General features: G+C 72.1%; 12 protein-coding genes. 1 reads left to right on the top strand and 11 read right to left on the bottom strand.

The annotated features are described in order from the left end of the window. Window positions 1-30: 30 nt before the first annotated feature. The 9 genes from BGP79_RS03305 to BGP79_RS03265 all read right to left on the bottom strand — a co-directional run bounded on the left by BGP79_RS03305 (window position 31) and on the right by BGP79_RS03265 (window position 11,397). A complete protein-coding gene (locus BGP79_RS03305) occupies window positions 31-1,668 on the bottom strand; it encodes an ABC-F family ATP-binding cassette domain-containing protein (protein WP_076693170.1) in 1,638 nt (545 codons plus the stop codon). Between the two features lie 107 nt (window positions 1,669-1,775). Then, a complete protein-coding gene (locus BGP79_RS03300; protein WP_076693169.1) occupies window positions 1,776-2,597 on the bottom strand; it encodes an isoprenyl transferase in 822 nt (273 codons plus the stop codon). Window positions 2,598-2,604: 7 nt separating this feature from the next. Further along, a complete protein-coding gene (recO, locus tag BGP79_RS03295; RefSeq protein ID WP_076693168.1) occupies window positions 2,605-3,360 on the bottom strand; it encodes a DNA repair protein RecO in 756 nt (251 codons plus the stop codon). 9 nt (window positions 3,361-3,369) lie between these two features. Next, the gene (leuA, locus tag BGP79_RS03290; protein ID WP_076693167.1) at window positions 3,370-5,121 is read right to left on the bottom strand and encodes a 2-isopropylmalate synthase; all 1,752 of its coding nucleotides are present in this window, start codon (window positions 5,119-5,121) and stop codon (window positions 3,370-3,372) included. A 312-nt stretch (window positions 5,122-5,433) separates the two neighbouring features. Then, window positions 5,434-7,116 (bottom strand): LCP family protein, encoded by a 1,683-nt coding sequence (locus tag BGP79_RS03285; RefSeq protein WP_076693166.1) that lies wholly within the window; start codon window positions 7,114-7,116, stop codon window positions 5,434-5,436. A 210-nt stretch (window positions 7,117-7,326) separates the two neighbouring features. Further along, window positions 7,327-8,361, bottom strand: a complete 1,035-nt coding sequence (gene era, locus BGP79_RS03280; RefSeq protein WP_083701508.1) for a GTPase Era — start codon at window positions 8,359-8,361, stop codon at window positions 7,327-7,329. Continuing rightward, window positions 8,358-9,776, bottom strand: coding sequence for a hemolysin family protein (locus BGP79_RS03275; protein ID WP_076693165.1), 1,419 nt, complete (start codon window positions 9,774-9,776; stop codon window positions 8,358-8,360). The genes era and BGP79_RS03275 overlap by 4 nt, the downstream gene beginning before the upstream one ends. Further along, complete coding sequence (gene ybeY / locus BGP79_RS03270; RefSeq protein ID WP_076693164.1) at window positions 9,773-10,246, bottom strand: rRNA maturation RNase YbeY; 474 nt, start codon at window positions 10,244-10,246, stop codon at window positions 9,773-9,775. The genes BGP79_RS03275 and ybeY overlap by 4 nt, the downstream gene beginning before the upstream one ends. Further along, a complete protein-coding gene (locus BGP79_RS03265) occupies window positions 10,243-11,397 on the bottom strand; it encodes a PhoH family protein (RefSeq protein WP_083701507.1) in 1,155 nt (384 codons plus the stop codon). Before BGP79_RS03265 ends, ybeY begins: the two co-directional genes overlap by 4 nt. Before the next feature lie 270 nt (window positions 11,398-11,667). On the opposite strand from BGP79_RS03265, the gene BGP79_RS03260 reads away from it, so the two are divergent. Beyond that, entirely contained in the window at window positions 11,668-12,663 is a 996-nt protein-coding gene (locus tag BGP79_RS03260; RefSeq protein WP_083701506.1) for a GerMN domain-containing protein, read from the top strand. A gap of 31 nt (window positions 12,664-12,694) precedes the next feature. Here the strand turns inward: BGP79_RS03260 and BGP79_RS03255 are convergent, their stop codons facing one another. Beyond that, window positions 12,695-13,471, bottom strand: coding sequence for a 16S rRNA (uracil(1498)-N(3))-methyltransferase (locus BGP79_RS03255; RefSeq protein ID WP_076693163.1), 777 nt, complete (start codon window positions 13,469-13,471; stop codon window positions 12,695-12,697). Window positions 13,472-13,546: 75 nt separating this feature from the next. Then, window positions 13,547-14,686, bottom strand: coding sequence for a molecular chaperone DnaJ (dnaJ, locus tag BGP79_RS03250; protein ID WP_076693162.1), 1,140 nt, complete (start codon window positions 14,684-14,686; stop codon window positions 13,547-13,549). Window positions 14,687-14,719: the final 33 nt, after the last annotated feature.

Here is a 14,719-nt window from a genome sequence, read left to right as displayed (position 1 = left end):
CCTCCCACCTTTCCCGGAGGGGACGCGCCGTCAGCGCACCCTGACCTGTCCCGCGTCGACTTCCCACCGCTGGTCCAGCCGGACGTTGGCGAGGAGCCGGCGGTCGTGTGAGACGAGCAGCAGGGTGCCGTCGTACGAGTCGAGGGCCTGTTCGAGCTGCTCGATCGCGGGCAGGTCGAGGTGGTTGGTCGGTTCGTCGAGGACGAGCAGGTTGACGCCACGGGCCTGGAGGAGCGCCATCGCGGCGCGGGTGCGCTCGCCCGGCGACAGGCGCCCGACCTCGCTGGCGACCTGGTCGGCCTTCAGCCCGAACTTGGCCAGCAGGGTGCGGACCTCGGACGATGCCATGGTGGGGACGGCGGCCTCGAAGGCGTCACCGAGCGGCAGACCCTCGTCCAGTGCGGTGCGGGACTGGTCGATCTCCCCGATCGCGACGCTGGCGCCGAGGGAGGCCCGTCCGTCGTCGGGCGTGGTGCGCCCGAGCAGCAGCCGCAGCAGGGTGGTCTTGCCGGCGCCGTTGGGCCCGGTGATGGCGATCCGGTCCCCGGCGGCGACCTGGAGGGACACCGGTCCGAGGACGAAATCACCGAGCCGTTTCGTGGCCCCGTCGAGCGTGGCGACGACGCTGCTCGATCGCGGGGCGGCAGCGATGTCGAACTGGAGCACCCACTCCTTGCGGGGCTCCTCGACCACCTCGAGGCGCGCGATCCGCGACTCCATCTGGCGCACCTTCTGCGCCTGCTTCTCCGACGACTCGGTCTGCGCACGACGCCGGACCTTGTCGTTGTCGGGCGACTTCTTCATGGCGTTGCGCACGCCCTGGGAGCTCCACTCGCGCTGCGTGCGGGCGCGGCCGACCAGGTCCGCCTTCCGGTCGGCGAACTCCTCGTAGGCCTCGCGTGCGTGCCGGCGCGCGATGGCGCGCTCCTCGAGGAACGCGTCGTAGCCGCCGTCGTACACCGCGACCTGGTTCTGCGCGAGATCGAGCTCGACGATCCGCGTGACACAGCGGGCCAGGAACTCGCGATCGTGCGAGACGAGCACGACGCCCGCGCGCAGCCCACGGACGAAGCGTTCGAGGCGCTCGAGCCCGTCGAGGTCGAGGTCGTTGGTGGGCTCGTCGAGGAGCACCACGTCGAAGCGGCTGAGCAGCAGCGCGGCGAGGGCGACCCGGGCCGCCTGCCCGCCGGACAGGCCGGTCATCAGCGCGTCGATGCCGACGTCCAGGCCGAGCTCGGCGAGCGTCGCGGGCGCACGGTCCTCCAGGTCCGGCGCGCCCGTGGCGAGCCAGTGCTCGAGGGCGTCGGCATAGGTATCGCCGGCGTCGGGATCGTCGGACTCGAGCGCGGCTGCCGCCGCCTCCATGGCCTCGGTCGCAGCGGTGGCGCCGGTCCGCCTCCCGAGGTAACCGGCCACGGTCTCCCCCACGACCCGCTCGTGCTCCTGCGGCAGCCAGCCCACGAAGGCGTTGGCCGGTGCCGTCGAGACCGTTCCCGCCATCGGTGTCGCCTCACCACCGAGCAGGCGCAGGAGGGTGGACTTCCCGGCGCCGTTGGCCCCCACGACGCCGACGACGTCGCCGGGAGCGACCGTGAGGTCGAGGGATTCGAAGAGGGTGCGGTGACCGTGGCCGCCGGCCAGGTCCTTCGCGACGAGGGTGCCAGTCACGCCTGCCAGCTTAGGGCGGGTCGGCGGGATCGACCGCACCGCGATCGACCGCCCTCCGACCGGATCGGTCCGATCGGTCCGTGCGCGTGGACGGACCTCGGAGGCGTCTACTCCCCGGACGCCTCCGCCGAGCCGACGGCCCGGTCCACGGCTGCGCCGTACCGGCGGTCCCGCCGCGCGTAGATCTCGATGGCGTCCCACAGGGTGCGCCGGTCCACGTCGGGCCACAGCGTGTCGAGGAAGACGAACTCCGCGTAGGCGGACTGCCAGAGCAGGAAGTTGCTCATCCGCTGTTCGCCGGAGGTCCGCAGGAACAGGTCGACGTCGGGCAGGTCCGGTTCGTCCAGGTAGCGCTGGATCGTCTTCTCCGTGACGGCACCGGGGCGCAGCCGCCCGGCGGCGACGTCCTCGGCGATCCCGGCGACCGCGTCGGCGATCTCGGCCCGGCCGCCGTAGTTGACGCACATGGTGAGGGTGCAGGTGGTGTTGCCGCGGGTGCGTTCCTCGGCGACCTCGAGCTCGTTGACGACGGAGCGCCACAGCCGCGGCCGCCGGCCGGACCAGCGCACCCGCACGCCCCAGGCGTCCAGCTGGTCGCGCTGGCGGCGCAGCACGTCCCGGCTGAAGCCCATCAGGAAGCGCACCTCCTCCGGGGACCGCTTCCAGTTCTCGGTCGAGAAGGCGTAGACGCTGACGTACTCGACGCCGATCTCGATGGCGCCGGCCACGACGTCGAGCAGCGCCGCCTCACCGCGCCGGTGCCCCTCGTTGCGCGGCAGTCCGCGCTGGTTGGCCCAGCGGCCGTTGCCGTCCATCACGATCGCCACGTGCCGGGGCACCAGGGCGGGCGGCACGGCGGGGGGCCGTGCGCCGCTGGGGTGCGGTTCCGGAGCGGCGGGACGGCGCAGGCCGTCGGGGCGGTCGGACATCGCGGCGTCAGACCCTCTCGATGTGTCGGAGGGAGCGCACGGAGCGCTCCAGGTGGTACTGCGCGTACGCGGCGACCAGACCGGAGGCCTCGTTGCGCTGCGTCTGGTCCGCGTCGCCCGTCCCGGCCCAGTCACCCGCGAGCAGGGCCGCCAGCAGGGTCAGGGTGGCCGGGTCCGGTGACGCCGACCCCGGGGGCCGGCACGCCGGGCAGACGACGCCGCCGACCGGCACCGAGAACGCCCGGTGCGGGCCCGGCGCGCCGCAGCGCGCGCAGTCGGTGAAGCTCGGCGCCCACCCGGCCTCGGCGAGGGCTCGCAGCAGGTACGAGTCGAGCACCGTCTGGGGCGAGTGGGAGCCGGCGGCGAGGGCGTGCAGGGCCCCGAGCAGCAGGCCGTACTGGCTGCTGGCCGCCTCCGTGTCGATGTCGCTGAGCCGTTCGGCGGTCTCGCAGATCGCCGCCGCAGCCGTGTACTTGGCGTAGTCCGCGACGATCGGCTGACCGTAGCTGGCCACCGACTCGGCCTGGGACACGATGTCCAGGTTCCGGCCGGTGACCAGCTGCAGATCGGCCACCATGAACGGCTCGAGGCGGGCACCGAACTTGCTGCTGGTGCGCCGGACGCCCTTCGCCACCGCCCGCACCTGGCCGTGCCGCCGGGTGAGCAGCACGATGATGCGGTCCGCTTCACCCAGCTTGTGGGTGCGGAGGATCACCCCGTGATCGCGGTACTGCCGGGAGGCGAAGGAGGACGACCGGGCCACGGCGTCAGCTCAGTCCTGGTCCCGGACCGCGCGGTTGACGGCGGAGACGACGGCCTTCAGGGAGGCCAGCGTCGTGTTCTCGTTGATGCCGGAGCCCCAGAGCACCCGCTCCCCCACGGCCGCCTCGACGTACGCGGCGGCCTTGGCGTTGCCGCCCTCGGACAGGGCGTGCTCGGTGTAGTCGAGGACCCGGACGTCGATGCCGTCCTCGGCCAGCAGCGTCAGCAGCGCGGACAGCGGTCCGTTGCCGGTCGCGGTGCGGTGCTGCGCGACGCCGGCGACCACCAGGTCGATGTCCAGCGTCGTCGTCTCGTCCTCGGTGCGCGTGCTGAACGAGGAGATCGCGTACCGGCCCCACTCGGGCAGCGGCTCGCCGACGCGCTCGTGCTCGGCGGAGGGCAGGTACTCGTGGATGAACATCTTCCACAGGTCCTTGCCGCTGACCTCGCCGCCGGCGGTGTCGGTCAGGCGCTGGACGACGCCGGAGAACTCGATCTGCATGCGGCGCGGCAGTTCCAGGCTGTGCTCGTTCTTGAGCAGGTAGGCGACGCCGCCCTTGCCGGACTGGGAGTTGACCCGGATGACCGCCTCGTACGAGCGGCCGATGTCCTTCGGGTCGATCGGCAGGTACGGCACGCCCCAGACCATGTCGGCCAGGTCGCTGCCCGCGGACTGCGCGTCGGCGGTCATCGCCTCGAAGCCCTTCTTGATGGCGTCCTGGTGGGAGCCGGAGAAGGCGGTGAAGACCAGGTCCCCGCCGTACGGGGACCGCTCGGGCACGCCCAGCTGGGTGCAGTACTCGGCGGTGCGGCGCACCGCGTCCAGGTCGGAGAAGTCGATCATGGGGTCGATGCCCTGGCTGAACATGTTCAGGCCCAGGGTCACCAGGTCCACGTTGCCGGTGCGCTCCCCGTTGCCGAACAGGCAGCCCTCGATCCGGTCCGCGCCGGCCAGGTAGCCGAGTTCGGCGGCGGCGACGCCGGTGCCGCGGTCGTTGTGCGGGTGCAGGGAGAGGATGATGTTCTCCCGGTTGTACAGGTGCCGGCCCATCCACTCGATCGAGTCGGCGTAGACGTTCGGCGTGGCCATCTCGACGGTGGCCGGCAGGTTGAGGATCACCTGGTTGTCCTCGGAGACCTCGAACACGTCGGTGACGGCGTTGCAGATCCGCGCCGCGAACTCCAGCTCGGTGCCCGTGTAGGACTCCGGCGAGTACTCGTAGGTGATCCGCGTGTCGGTCAGCGTCTCCTCGAACTTCTTGCACAGCCGGGCGCCGGACAGCGCGATGTCCATGATGCCGTCCTCGTCCTGCTTGAAGACGACGCGGCGCTGCAGCACCGAGGTCGAGTTGTACAGGTGGACGATGGCCTGCTTCGCGCCCTGCAGCGACTCGTAGGTGCGCTCGATCAGGTGCTCGCGGGACTGGGTCAGCACCTGGATGGTGACGTCGTCCGGGATCCGGTCCTGCTCGATCAGCTGGCGGACGAAGTCGAAATCGGTCTGAGAGGCGGACGGGAAGCCCACCTCGATCTCCTTGTAGCCCATCTGCACCAGCAGGTCGAACATGCGGTGCTTGCGCTCGGGGCTCATCGGGTCGATCAGCGCCTGGTTGCCGTCCCGCAGGTCGACGGCGCACCAGCGGGGCGCGGTCGTCATCCGCTTCGTGGGCCAGGTGCGGTCGGGCAGGTCCACGGTGATCTGCTCGTGGAACGGAACGTAACGGTGGACCGGCATGCCGGACGGCTTCTGCTGGTTCTGCATCGGGTGTCGCCTCTTCTCCTGTCGCTGACCAGCCGGCGTGGGGCCCAGCGGGTCGGGAATGGGTCTGGCCAGACACAACTACTCCGCACCGGGGCGTCGGCCGTCTTCGAGAGCGTGGAGCTCGACCGAAGACTCAGACCCTGGCGCGGCAGCTAAGAAGGAGAAGTCCCTGAGGCACGTTTTCACCCTACACGCCGTGCGGACGCCCCCGTGAAACGTGACCCGGCAGCCGCGTCCGTGGCAGTCCCGGCACCCCGCCCGCAACCGACCGGGCCCGATCAGCACCGATCGGGAAAGGTTCCGCGGCCGGGATCAGTAGTTGCCGAACGCGGACTGGCACGTCACCTGGTCGGCGGTCTGGCCGTTCAGGTCGCCGAGATCCGAGCTGCTCGTCATCTTCGTGCCGGTGGTGAAGTCCTTGCCGATGTCCACACGGACGCCGGTGAGGTCCGCGGCCGGGACCACCTGGACCCGGCCGATGCCGAGGACGGTGGCGAGGGCGCGCGCCTGGTCCTCGTAGCCGGCGCCGTAGAACACCTGGGTGCCCGGGCGGGTCCCGCTGGCCGTCGCGGTCGTGGCCTGCGTGTACCCGGCCTTCGTCAGCGCCGCGGCGATCGCCGTCTGACGTCCACTGGTGCCCGAGACGTTGCGCACGGTGACGGGCACTTCGGCCCGCGCGGCCGCGGCCTGCTGGGTGTCGGTGGCGGATGCCGTGGCCGGTGCGCCGGCCGAGGGCGTCGCGGTCGCCGTCGGGCGGGCGGACGCGGAGGCGCTGGTACCGGCCGAACCGGAGGCACCGGCCGAGGCGTGGGCGGTGGAGGCGCTGGAGGCGCTCGGGGTGGGCGACGCCGTCCGGGCCGTCAGGTCCTCGTCGGCGCGCAGCCGAGTGAAGAGGGTGTTGGCGGCGCCTGCCTTGAGCTGGAGCCGGTTGGGGTCGGCGGCGTAGGGCTCCACCGGGGCGGTGACGAACGCGACGCGGGACAGGTCGACGTTCTGCAGCCGGGTGGCGAGGTTGATCAGCGCCGGGATCTGCGCGAGCTGGTCGTCGACCGTGAGGTTCTTCGTGATCGTCTCGGCGATCGAGTACAACCGCGGGATGTCGGTCAGCGTGCCTTCCGCCTTGACCTTGCGGACCATGGAGGAGAGGAAGCTCTGCTGGGCGCGGATCCGGCCCTCGTCGCCGCCATTGCCGAAGCCGTGCCGGGTGCGCAGGAACGCGAGGGCCTGGTCCCCCTCGACGGTGCTGACGCCGGCGGGCAGCTTGAGGCCGGAATCGGGGTCGTCGATCGCCTGGTTGACGCACACCTCGACGCCGCCCAGCGTCCGGGAGAGCTCGGTGACGGCGTTGAAGTCGGCCATCATGAAGTGGTCGATGTTCAGGCCGGTGAAGCGGTTGATGGCGGCCACGGTGCAGCCGGGGCCGCCGGAGGCGAGGGCGCTGTTGAGCTGGCCCATCGCCTTGGCGGCGTACTCCTTGCCGGAGTCCGGGTCCTTGCACCGCGGGATGGCGACCATGAGGTCGCGGGGGAAGCTGACCACGGTGACGCGCTTCCGGTCCGCCGAGATCTGCATGAGCATCATGACGTCGGAGTTGCCGGCGCTCGACGAGTCGGACGGGTTGCCGAACCGGGCGTCCGACCCGGTGCGGGTGTCGGTGCCGAGCACGAGGATCTGCATCGGCCGGTGATCGAGATCCTGGTCCGGGCCGGCGCTGGCCTCCGCGTCGAGGTTCAGGGGCTTGGAGAGCAGGTTGCCCTGCAGTCGCATCACCTGCACGCCCGCGAAGGCGACCCCGGCGACCATGAGCAGGGCGACGATGACGGCGGTGATCTTCAGCCCGCGGTGGCGGGGCTCCCGCCCGGCGTGCCGGCCGCGGCCGAGGTGCTTGGGCACGGGATGCCGGGCCTCGGCGCGCGTGGGGCCGGCGCCGTCGACGGGCGGGTGGGTGAGGGATTCGACCGGGTGCTCGTCATCGGCGACGTGGCGTCGGCTCACTACCCCACCTCCTGGCGGTCCGGCGTTCGGCACCAGAGCACGAACGGATCACGGGGACAGCATCGATCGGCCGCGAACGGTGCGGCCGCCCGGGTGCTCCCCACCCCCGGGCTCGCTGTATTGTGGCACACCGATCCGGGTGCGGGCTGATCATCCAGCCCGCCGGCGAGGGCCGTGGCGAGCATCACGGAGCGGCGGTGACCAGGGCGTTCAGAACCCCAACCGGGCCAGCTGCTTGGGGTCGCGCTGCCAGTCCTTGGCGATCTTCACGTGCAGGTCCAGGTACACCGGCGTGCCGAGCAGCGCCTCGATCCCCTTGCGGGCGGCGGTGCCCACGTCCCGCAGCCGCGACCCGCCCCGGCCGATCACGATGGCCTTCTGCGAGGACCGCTCGACGAACAGGTTGACGCGCACGTCGAGCAGCGGTCGGTCCGCCGGCCGGTCCTCGCGCGGCAGGATCTCCTCGACGACCACCGCGAGCGAGTGCGGCAGTTCGTCGCGCACGCCCTCGAGGGCGGCCTCGCGGACGAGTTCGGCGACCATGACGGCCTCGGGCTCGTCGGTCAGCTCCCCGTCCGGGTAGAGGGCCGGCGACGGGGGCATCGCCTCGATCAGCACGTCGGCCACGGTGGCCACCTGGAAGCCGTCGACCGCGCTGACCGGCACGATGCCGGCCCAGCCCTCGTCGCCCAGCGCGTCACGACCGAGCGCCTCGACGGCGACGAGCGCGTTGGCGAGAGCCTCCCGGCTGACCTTGTCAGTCTTGGTCACCAGCGCGTAGACGGGGCGGCGGCGCAGGCCGGCGAGCTTCTCCGCGATGAACCGGTCGCCCGGGCCGATCTTCTCGTCGGCCGGCAGGCAGAACCCGATGGCGTCGACCTCGGCGAGGGTCTCGGTGACGAGGTCGTTGAGGCGCTGTCCGAGCAGCGTGCGCGGCCGGTGCAGGCCCGGGGTGTCGACGAGGATCAGCTGCCCGTCGGTGCGGTGCACGATGCCGCGGATGGTGTGCCGGGTCGTCTGCGGCCGGGACGACGTGATCGCGACCTTCTGTCCCACCAGGGCGTTGGTCAGCGTCGACTTCCCGGCGTTGGGCCGGCCGACAAGGCTGACGAATCCGGCGCGGAAGGGCGCTCCGTCGCCCGTGCCGTCGCCCGCTTCCCGGCGGGGGTGCAGCGCGGACGGGGTCGGCCCGTCCTCGTGCCGGCGAGGCGTGGATCCGGACGGGGATGCGGGTCCGCGGCTCATCCGGCGACCTCCTGCTGGCTGGTGCTGTCGTGTCGGGTGCTGCCGTGACGGGTGCTGCCCGGTCGGGCGGCGTCGTGCGAGGCGTCCACGCGGTGGTGGTGCCCGGACGGGTCCTCGGCGGTCTCGGCCGGGGAAGGCACCGGCTCGGCCAGGCGCGCGATGAGGTGGGAGACCCGGTTGCGGCGTCCCTCGAGTCGTTCGGCGTACAGGTCGATGCCCGCGATCCGCGTCTCGCTGCCGACGATCGGGACCTTGCCGAGGGCCTTGCCGAGCAGGCCGCCCACGGTGTCCACCTCGTCGTCCTCGAGCTCCATGTCGAAGAGCTCGCCCAGGTCCTCGACGGCGAGCTTCGCCGAGATCCGGTACCGGCCGTCGCCGAGGTCCTCGATCTCGGGACGCTCGGAGTCGTACTCGTCGACGATCTCGCCGACGATCTCCTCGATCAGGTCCTCGAGCGTGACCATGCCGGCGGTGCCGCCGTACTCGTCGATGACGATGGCGACGTGCGTGCCCTCGCGCTGCAGTTCGCTCAGCAGGTCGGCGACGGGCTTGGACTCGGGGACGAAGCGGACCGGCCGCGCGACGGTGTCGACCGTCGCGGTGCCCGGGTCCGCCGTCTCCCGCATGCCCGCGCGCTCAGCACCGTAGACCGCGGCGACGACGTCCTTCAGGTACAGCACCCCGCGCGGGTCGTCGGTGCTCTGCCCCATCACCGGGACCCGGGAGTACCCCGAGCGCAGGAACAGGGACAGCGCCTCGCGCAGCGTCGCGCCGGTCTCGATCCCGACGATGTCGGTGCGCGGCACCATGACGGCGCGGACCTTCGTGTCGTTCAGGTCGAACACCGAGTGGATGAGCTCCGCCTCGTTGTCCTCGATCATCTCGGACTCGTTGGCCCGGTAGACCATCTCCCGCAGCTCGTCCTCGGTGAAGAACGCGGCGTCGGCCCGCGGTGCGCCCGGCGTCACGAGACTGCCGACGGAGATCAGCCAGCCGGGGACGGGGCCGAGGATCACGCAGAGGAAGTGGACGAGCGGGGCGGTGGCGGTGACCACGCCCACCGAGTAGGTGCGGCCGAGCTGGCGGGGTGAGACGCCGACCAGCACGAAACCGATCGCGGCCATCACGACCGTGCCGATCAGCCCGGCGACCCAGGGGTTGCCGATCGCGCCGAGCAGCAGCATGGCGACGGCGACCGCCGCGGCCATCTCGAACCAGACCCGCCAGAACCGGGTGGCGTGCATGTGCCGGGCCGGCTCGTCGATGATCTGCCGCAGGGACCGCGCGTTCCGGCCGCCGAGCGCCGCCTCGGCGTCGTGCCGCGGCAGGTAGGTGAAGGCGGCCTCCGCGGCGGCCATGATCGCCGCGCCGACGAGGACGACGACGACGAGGACGAAGAGCAGGGCCACGGTCACGAGTCGGTCTCCCGCGGGGAGGGTCGGCCGAGGTACTCGGTCAGGAGCGCGCGCTGCAGGGCGAACATCTCCGCCTTCTCGTCCGGCTCCTCGTGGTCGTACCCCAGCAGGTGCAGGACGCCGTGCGTGACCAGCAGGAGGATCTCGTCGTCGACGCTGTGGCCGCCGCGCGCCGCCTGCCGCGCGGCGACCTGCGGGCAGACCACGATGTCCCCGAGCAGACCCTCGGCGGACGGCGCGTCCTCGCTGCCGGGCCGCAGCTCGTCCATCGGGAAGGACATGACGTCCGTCGCACCCGGCTCGTCCATCCACTGCTGGTGCAGGGACGCCATCGCCTCCTCGTCCACGAGGACGATGGACAGCTCCGTCTGCGGGTGCAGGTACAGCCGGTCGAACAGGTGGCGGGCGAGGGCGAGGACGGCGTCCTCGTCGGCGGCCCGGGCCGATTCGTTGGAGATCTCGATGCTCACGACGCGGACTCCCGCGGCTCGTCCTGCTCGGTGACCTCGTCGTGCACGGGTTGGTCCGCGCGCGGCCGGTCGGTGCTCCGGCGCTCGCCGCGCGCCCGCTCCTCGTGGCGGCGGTGCTCCCGTCGCTCCCGCCCGCGCTCGTCGTCACGGCGCTGCCGCTCGTCCCAGCGGCTGTAGGCGGTGACGATGTCGCCGACGAGGCGGTGCCGCACGACGTCGGTGGCGTCCAGGGTGGTGAACGCGACGTCGTCGATCCCGTCGAGGATCTCCCGGACGACGCGCAGCCCCGACTGGGTGCCCTGCGGCAGGTCCACCTGGGTCACGTCGCCGGTGACGACGATGCGCGAGCCGAACCCGAGCCGCGTCAGGAACATCTTCATCTGCTCCGGCGTCGTGTTCTGCGCCTCGTCCAGGATGATGAACGCGTCGTTGAGCGTACGGCCGCGCATGTAGGCCAGGGGCGCGACCTCGATGGTCCCGGCCGCCATCAACCGCGGGATCGAGTCGGGATCCATCATGTCGTGCAACGCGTCGTAGAGCGGGCGCAGGTACGGGTCGATCTTGTCGCTCAGCGTGCCGGGCAAGTAGCCGAGCCGCTCCCCCGCCTCGACGGCCGGGCGGGTCAGGATGATCCGGTTGACCTCGCGGTTCTGCAGCGCCTGGACCGCCTTGGCCATGGCCAGATACGTCTTGCCGGTACCGGCCGGGCCGATCCCGAAGATCACGGTGTTCGCGTCGATCGCGTCGACGTACAGCTTCTGGTTCAGCGTCTTCGGGCGGATGGTCCGGCCGCGGCTGGAGAGGATGTTCTGCGTGAGCACCTGGGCGGGACGCGCCTCGCCGGCGGTCTCGAGCATGCTCATCAGCTGGCGCAGGGTCTGCGCCGACATCACGGTGTGCGCGGCGGCCATGTCCTTGACCTCGGCCAGCACCTCGGCGGCGCGGGTGACGGCGGCCGGATCCGGGCCGCTGACCTGCACGGAGTGATCCCGCACGGTCAGGTTGAGGCTGGGGTAGGTGCTCTCGATGATGCGCAGGGCCTCGTCCTGGGCGCCGAGCGCCTGGACCATCTGCTCCGGGGAATCGAAGTCGATGGTGCGCGACTCGGGGCCGGCGGGGCTGGTGACTGCGGGTGCGGTGAACTCGCTCATGGGTGCGGCCGAGGTGGCCTGCCGTCGCTCCTCACGGATGGGATGGGCGTTCGGGGCGGACCGCGGTGTCGATCGGGTCCGCCGCCGGTCCCGGCGGGTCCGCCGTCCACTGCTCCGGCGCACCGGACGCGCGGGTCCCGGCATGCTCGATTCTACGGCACGGGCCTCCGTGCCAGACTGGGGAACGGGGTGCGTACGGCCCGCGTTCGCGCTCGGTGGATTCCGCCGCATCGGTGCAGATCATGCTGCGGGGACCGTGGACGACAGGAGGTGGCTGCGATCGTGCTGCGACACCGCAACCCGCCGATGCTCCCCGCGCGCCTGGAGACACGCCGACGCTTCCGCCGGCACCTCTCGATCCGCGCCGTGATCGGCACGTTCCTCGCCCTCGTCCTGCTGGCGCCGGTGCTCTCGGCCTGCACCGCCATCTCGACCCCGCGCCCCACCGCCGAGGCCGGTGCAGACGGAGGCGTGGCGGAGGACCTGAGCCAGCCGACGGGGGCCGCCGAGTCGTTCGCCAGCACCTCGCAGGTCCCGGTCTACTGGCTGGGCGGCACGAGCGACGGCACCTACCTGTTCCGCGAGTACCGCCTGCTGCCGGCCGCGGGCGACTCGGTCTCCACCGCGGTCTCCGCGATGATGTCGGCGCGGCCGCTGGACCCCGACTACGACACGCCGTGGCGACCGGCGTCCCGCGTCGGCTCGGCGATCGGGGACAACAACACCGTGACCGTCGACGTCTCCTCGGACGCGTTCGGCGCCCAGCTCGGCCCGGAGGAGGCGGAGCTGGCCATCCAGCAGCTCGTGTACACCGCGACCGGGGCCGCGGCCAACGCCGGCCTGATCCCGACGGACCAGCAGAGCCGGGTGATCATCCTCGTCGACGGCCACACGCAGTACCGGGCGTTCGGGCAGATCACGCTGGGCGAGCCGATAAGCCGGCAGCCCGAGCGGGCCGCGCCGGTGTGGGTGATCGATCCGCAGGACGGGACCGTGGTGACCGGTTCGACGGTCCGCGCGGCCGGCCGCGTCACCAGCGTCGTGCACCGCATCAGCTGGGAGATCGGCCGGGCGACCGACGACGGCAAGGACGGCTACCGGCGGTACCGCACCGGAACGTCTCCACTGCAGAGCGACAGCGCCAACGGCGGCACGTTCTCCCTGGAGGAGAAACTCCCGCCCGGCAACTACCGGGTCACGTTCTTCGAGCCCGGCGACGGCGGATCGCAGCGGTGGGCGGACAGCAAGACCTTCACGATGCGCTGATGCCCCACCGGTCGGTGTCCAGCGGGTGGTGTCAGGTGGTGGACCAGCGGCCCAGCTGCACGGACGCGAGGGCGAGAGCGGCGGGGCCGGCTGTGGACGAGCGCAGGACGTGCGGCCCCAGCACCGCGGTGCGGGCGCCGGCCGCGGTCAGGGCGGCCAGCTCGTCCGGGCCGATGCCCCCCTCGGGTCCGACGATGAGCAGCACCCGGTCCGGGCCGGGTGCGGCGATCTCGGCGAGCACTGCGCTCAGCGGTGTCGCCGCGTCCTCGTGCAGGACGATGGCGGCGAGGCTGCCGTCCCGCGTGCCGGCCGCGATCCGGGCGGCCAGGGTGCGGGTGCCGGTCAGCTCGGCCAGCGCGGGGATCCGCGCGCGCCGGGACTGCTGAGCCGCGGCGCGGAGCACGCTCTCCCACTTGGCGGCGGCCTTCGACGCGCGTTCGGCCTTCCAGCGCACGATCGACCGGTCCGCCTGCCAGGGCACCACGACGTCGACGCCGAGCTCGGTGGCCGTCTCGACGGCCTGCAGGTCGCGGTCCTGTTTGGCGAGAGCCTGGACCAGTTCGATGACGGGCGCGGGCGCGGGTTCGACCACGACCGAGCGCACGCTCAGCTCCAGGGCGTCCCTGGCGGTGCCGATGACGACGCAGGTCAGACGGCGGCCGTTCCCGTCGCACACCTCGATCGTCTCCCCCGACCCGATCCGGCGCACGGTCGCCGCGTGCCGGCCCTCCGGCCCGTCCAGCCGCAGCCGGTCACCGGCCCGGACCGCGGTGAGGTCGGCAGCCGGGTAGAACACCGGGGCGCTCATGGTCGATCGGCCTCATTCTCGGTCGGCGGGGTCACGGGATCAGGTGGTCCTGGCGTCAGGGTGCGGGCGGTCGGCTCAGAGCCCGCCGAAGCGCTCCCGCAGCCGGGAGAAGACGCCGCTGCCGGCCGTCGCCGGCTTCGCGGCGGGCTTCTCCTCGTGCCGTAGGCCGGCGAGCCGGCGGAGCAGCTCCTCCTGCTCGTCGTCCAGTCGCGTCGGCGTCTCCACGTGCAGGTGGATGCGCACGTCACCGCGGCCACCCGAGCGCAGGTGCGTGACCCCGAGCCCCTTGAGCGTGATCACCTCACCGGACTGGCTGCCCGCCGCGATGCGCACGGGCTGGGCGCCGTCGAAGGTCTCGAAGTCGAGCACGGTGCCGAGCGCGGCCGCCGTCATCGGCAGCTGCAGCGTGGCGTGCAGATCGTCGCCGTCGCGCACGTAGGCCGGGTCCTTCGCCACCTGGATCTCGACGTACAGGTCGCCCTGCGGACCGCCGGCGACGCCGGCCTCGCCCTGACCGCTCAGCTGGATGCGGGTGCCGGTCGCGACGCCGGCCGGGACCTTGAGCGTGAGGCTGCGACGGCTGCGCACCCGGCCCTGGCCGGCGCACTCGTTGCAGGGATTGCGGATCACGGTGCCGAACCCCTGGCACGTGGGGCACGGCGCCGTCGTCATGACCTGCCCGAGGATGGACCGCACCGCGCGCTGGATCTGGCCGGTGCCGCGGCAGATGTCACACGTCTGCGGGGACGTCCCGGGCTCGCAGCACGAGCCCGAGCAGCGCTCGCACACGACCGCCGTCTCGAGCTCGATGGACGTGTTGGTGCCGAACACCGCGTCCTTCAGGCTCACACCCACGGAGATCAGGGCGTCCTGGCCGCGCCGCATCCGCGACGCGGGACCGGCCGCACCGGCACCCGCGCCGCCGAAGAACGTGTCGAAGATGTCCTGGAACCCGCCGAAGCCGGCGCCGCCGTACCCGCCGCCGCCGAAGCCGTTGGCGCTGCCGTTCTCGTTGCCGGTGGTGTCGTAGATCTGCCGCTTCTGCGGGTCGCTGAGCACCTCGTACGCGTGGCTGACCTTCTTGAACTCGTCGGCGGCCTCGTCCCCGGGGTTCACGTCGGGGTGCAGCTTGCGGGCGAGCTTGCGGTACGCCTTCTTGATCTCTTCGCCGGTGGCGTCCCGGGACACACCCAGGACCTCGTAATGACTGGCCACAACGTCCTTTCACATTCACTTCGTTCGGTGGCG

The organism is Tersicoccus sp. Bi-70 (assembly GCF_001968825.1).
Classification (GTDB): Bacteria; Actinomycetota; Actinomycetes; order Actinomycetales; family Micrococcaceae; genus Tersicoccus.
Note: the sequence above shows the minus strand (reverse complement) of the source record. Positions and strands in the feature narration are given on the sequence as shown.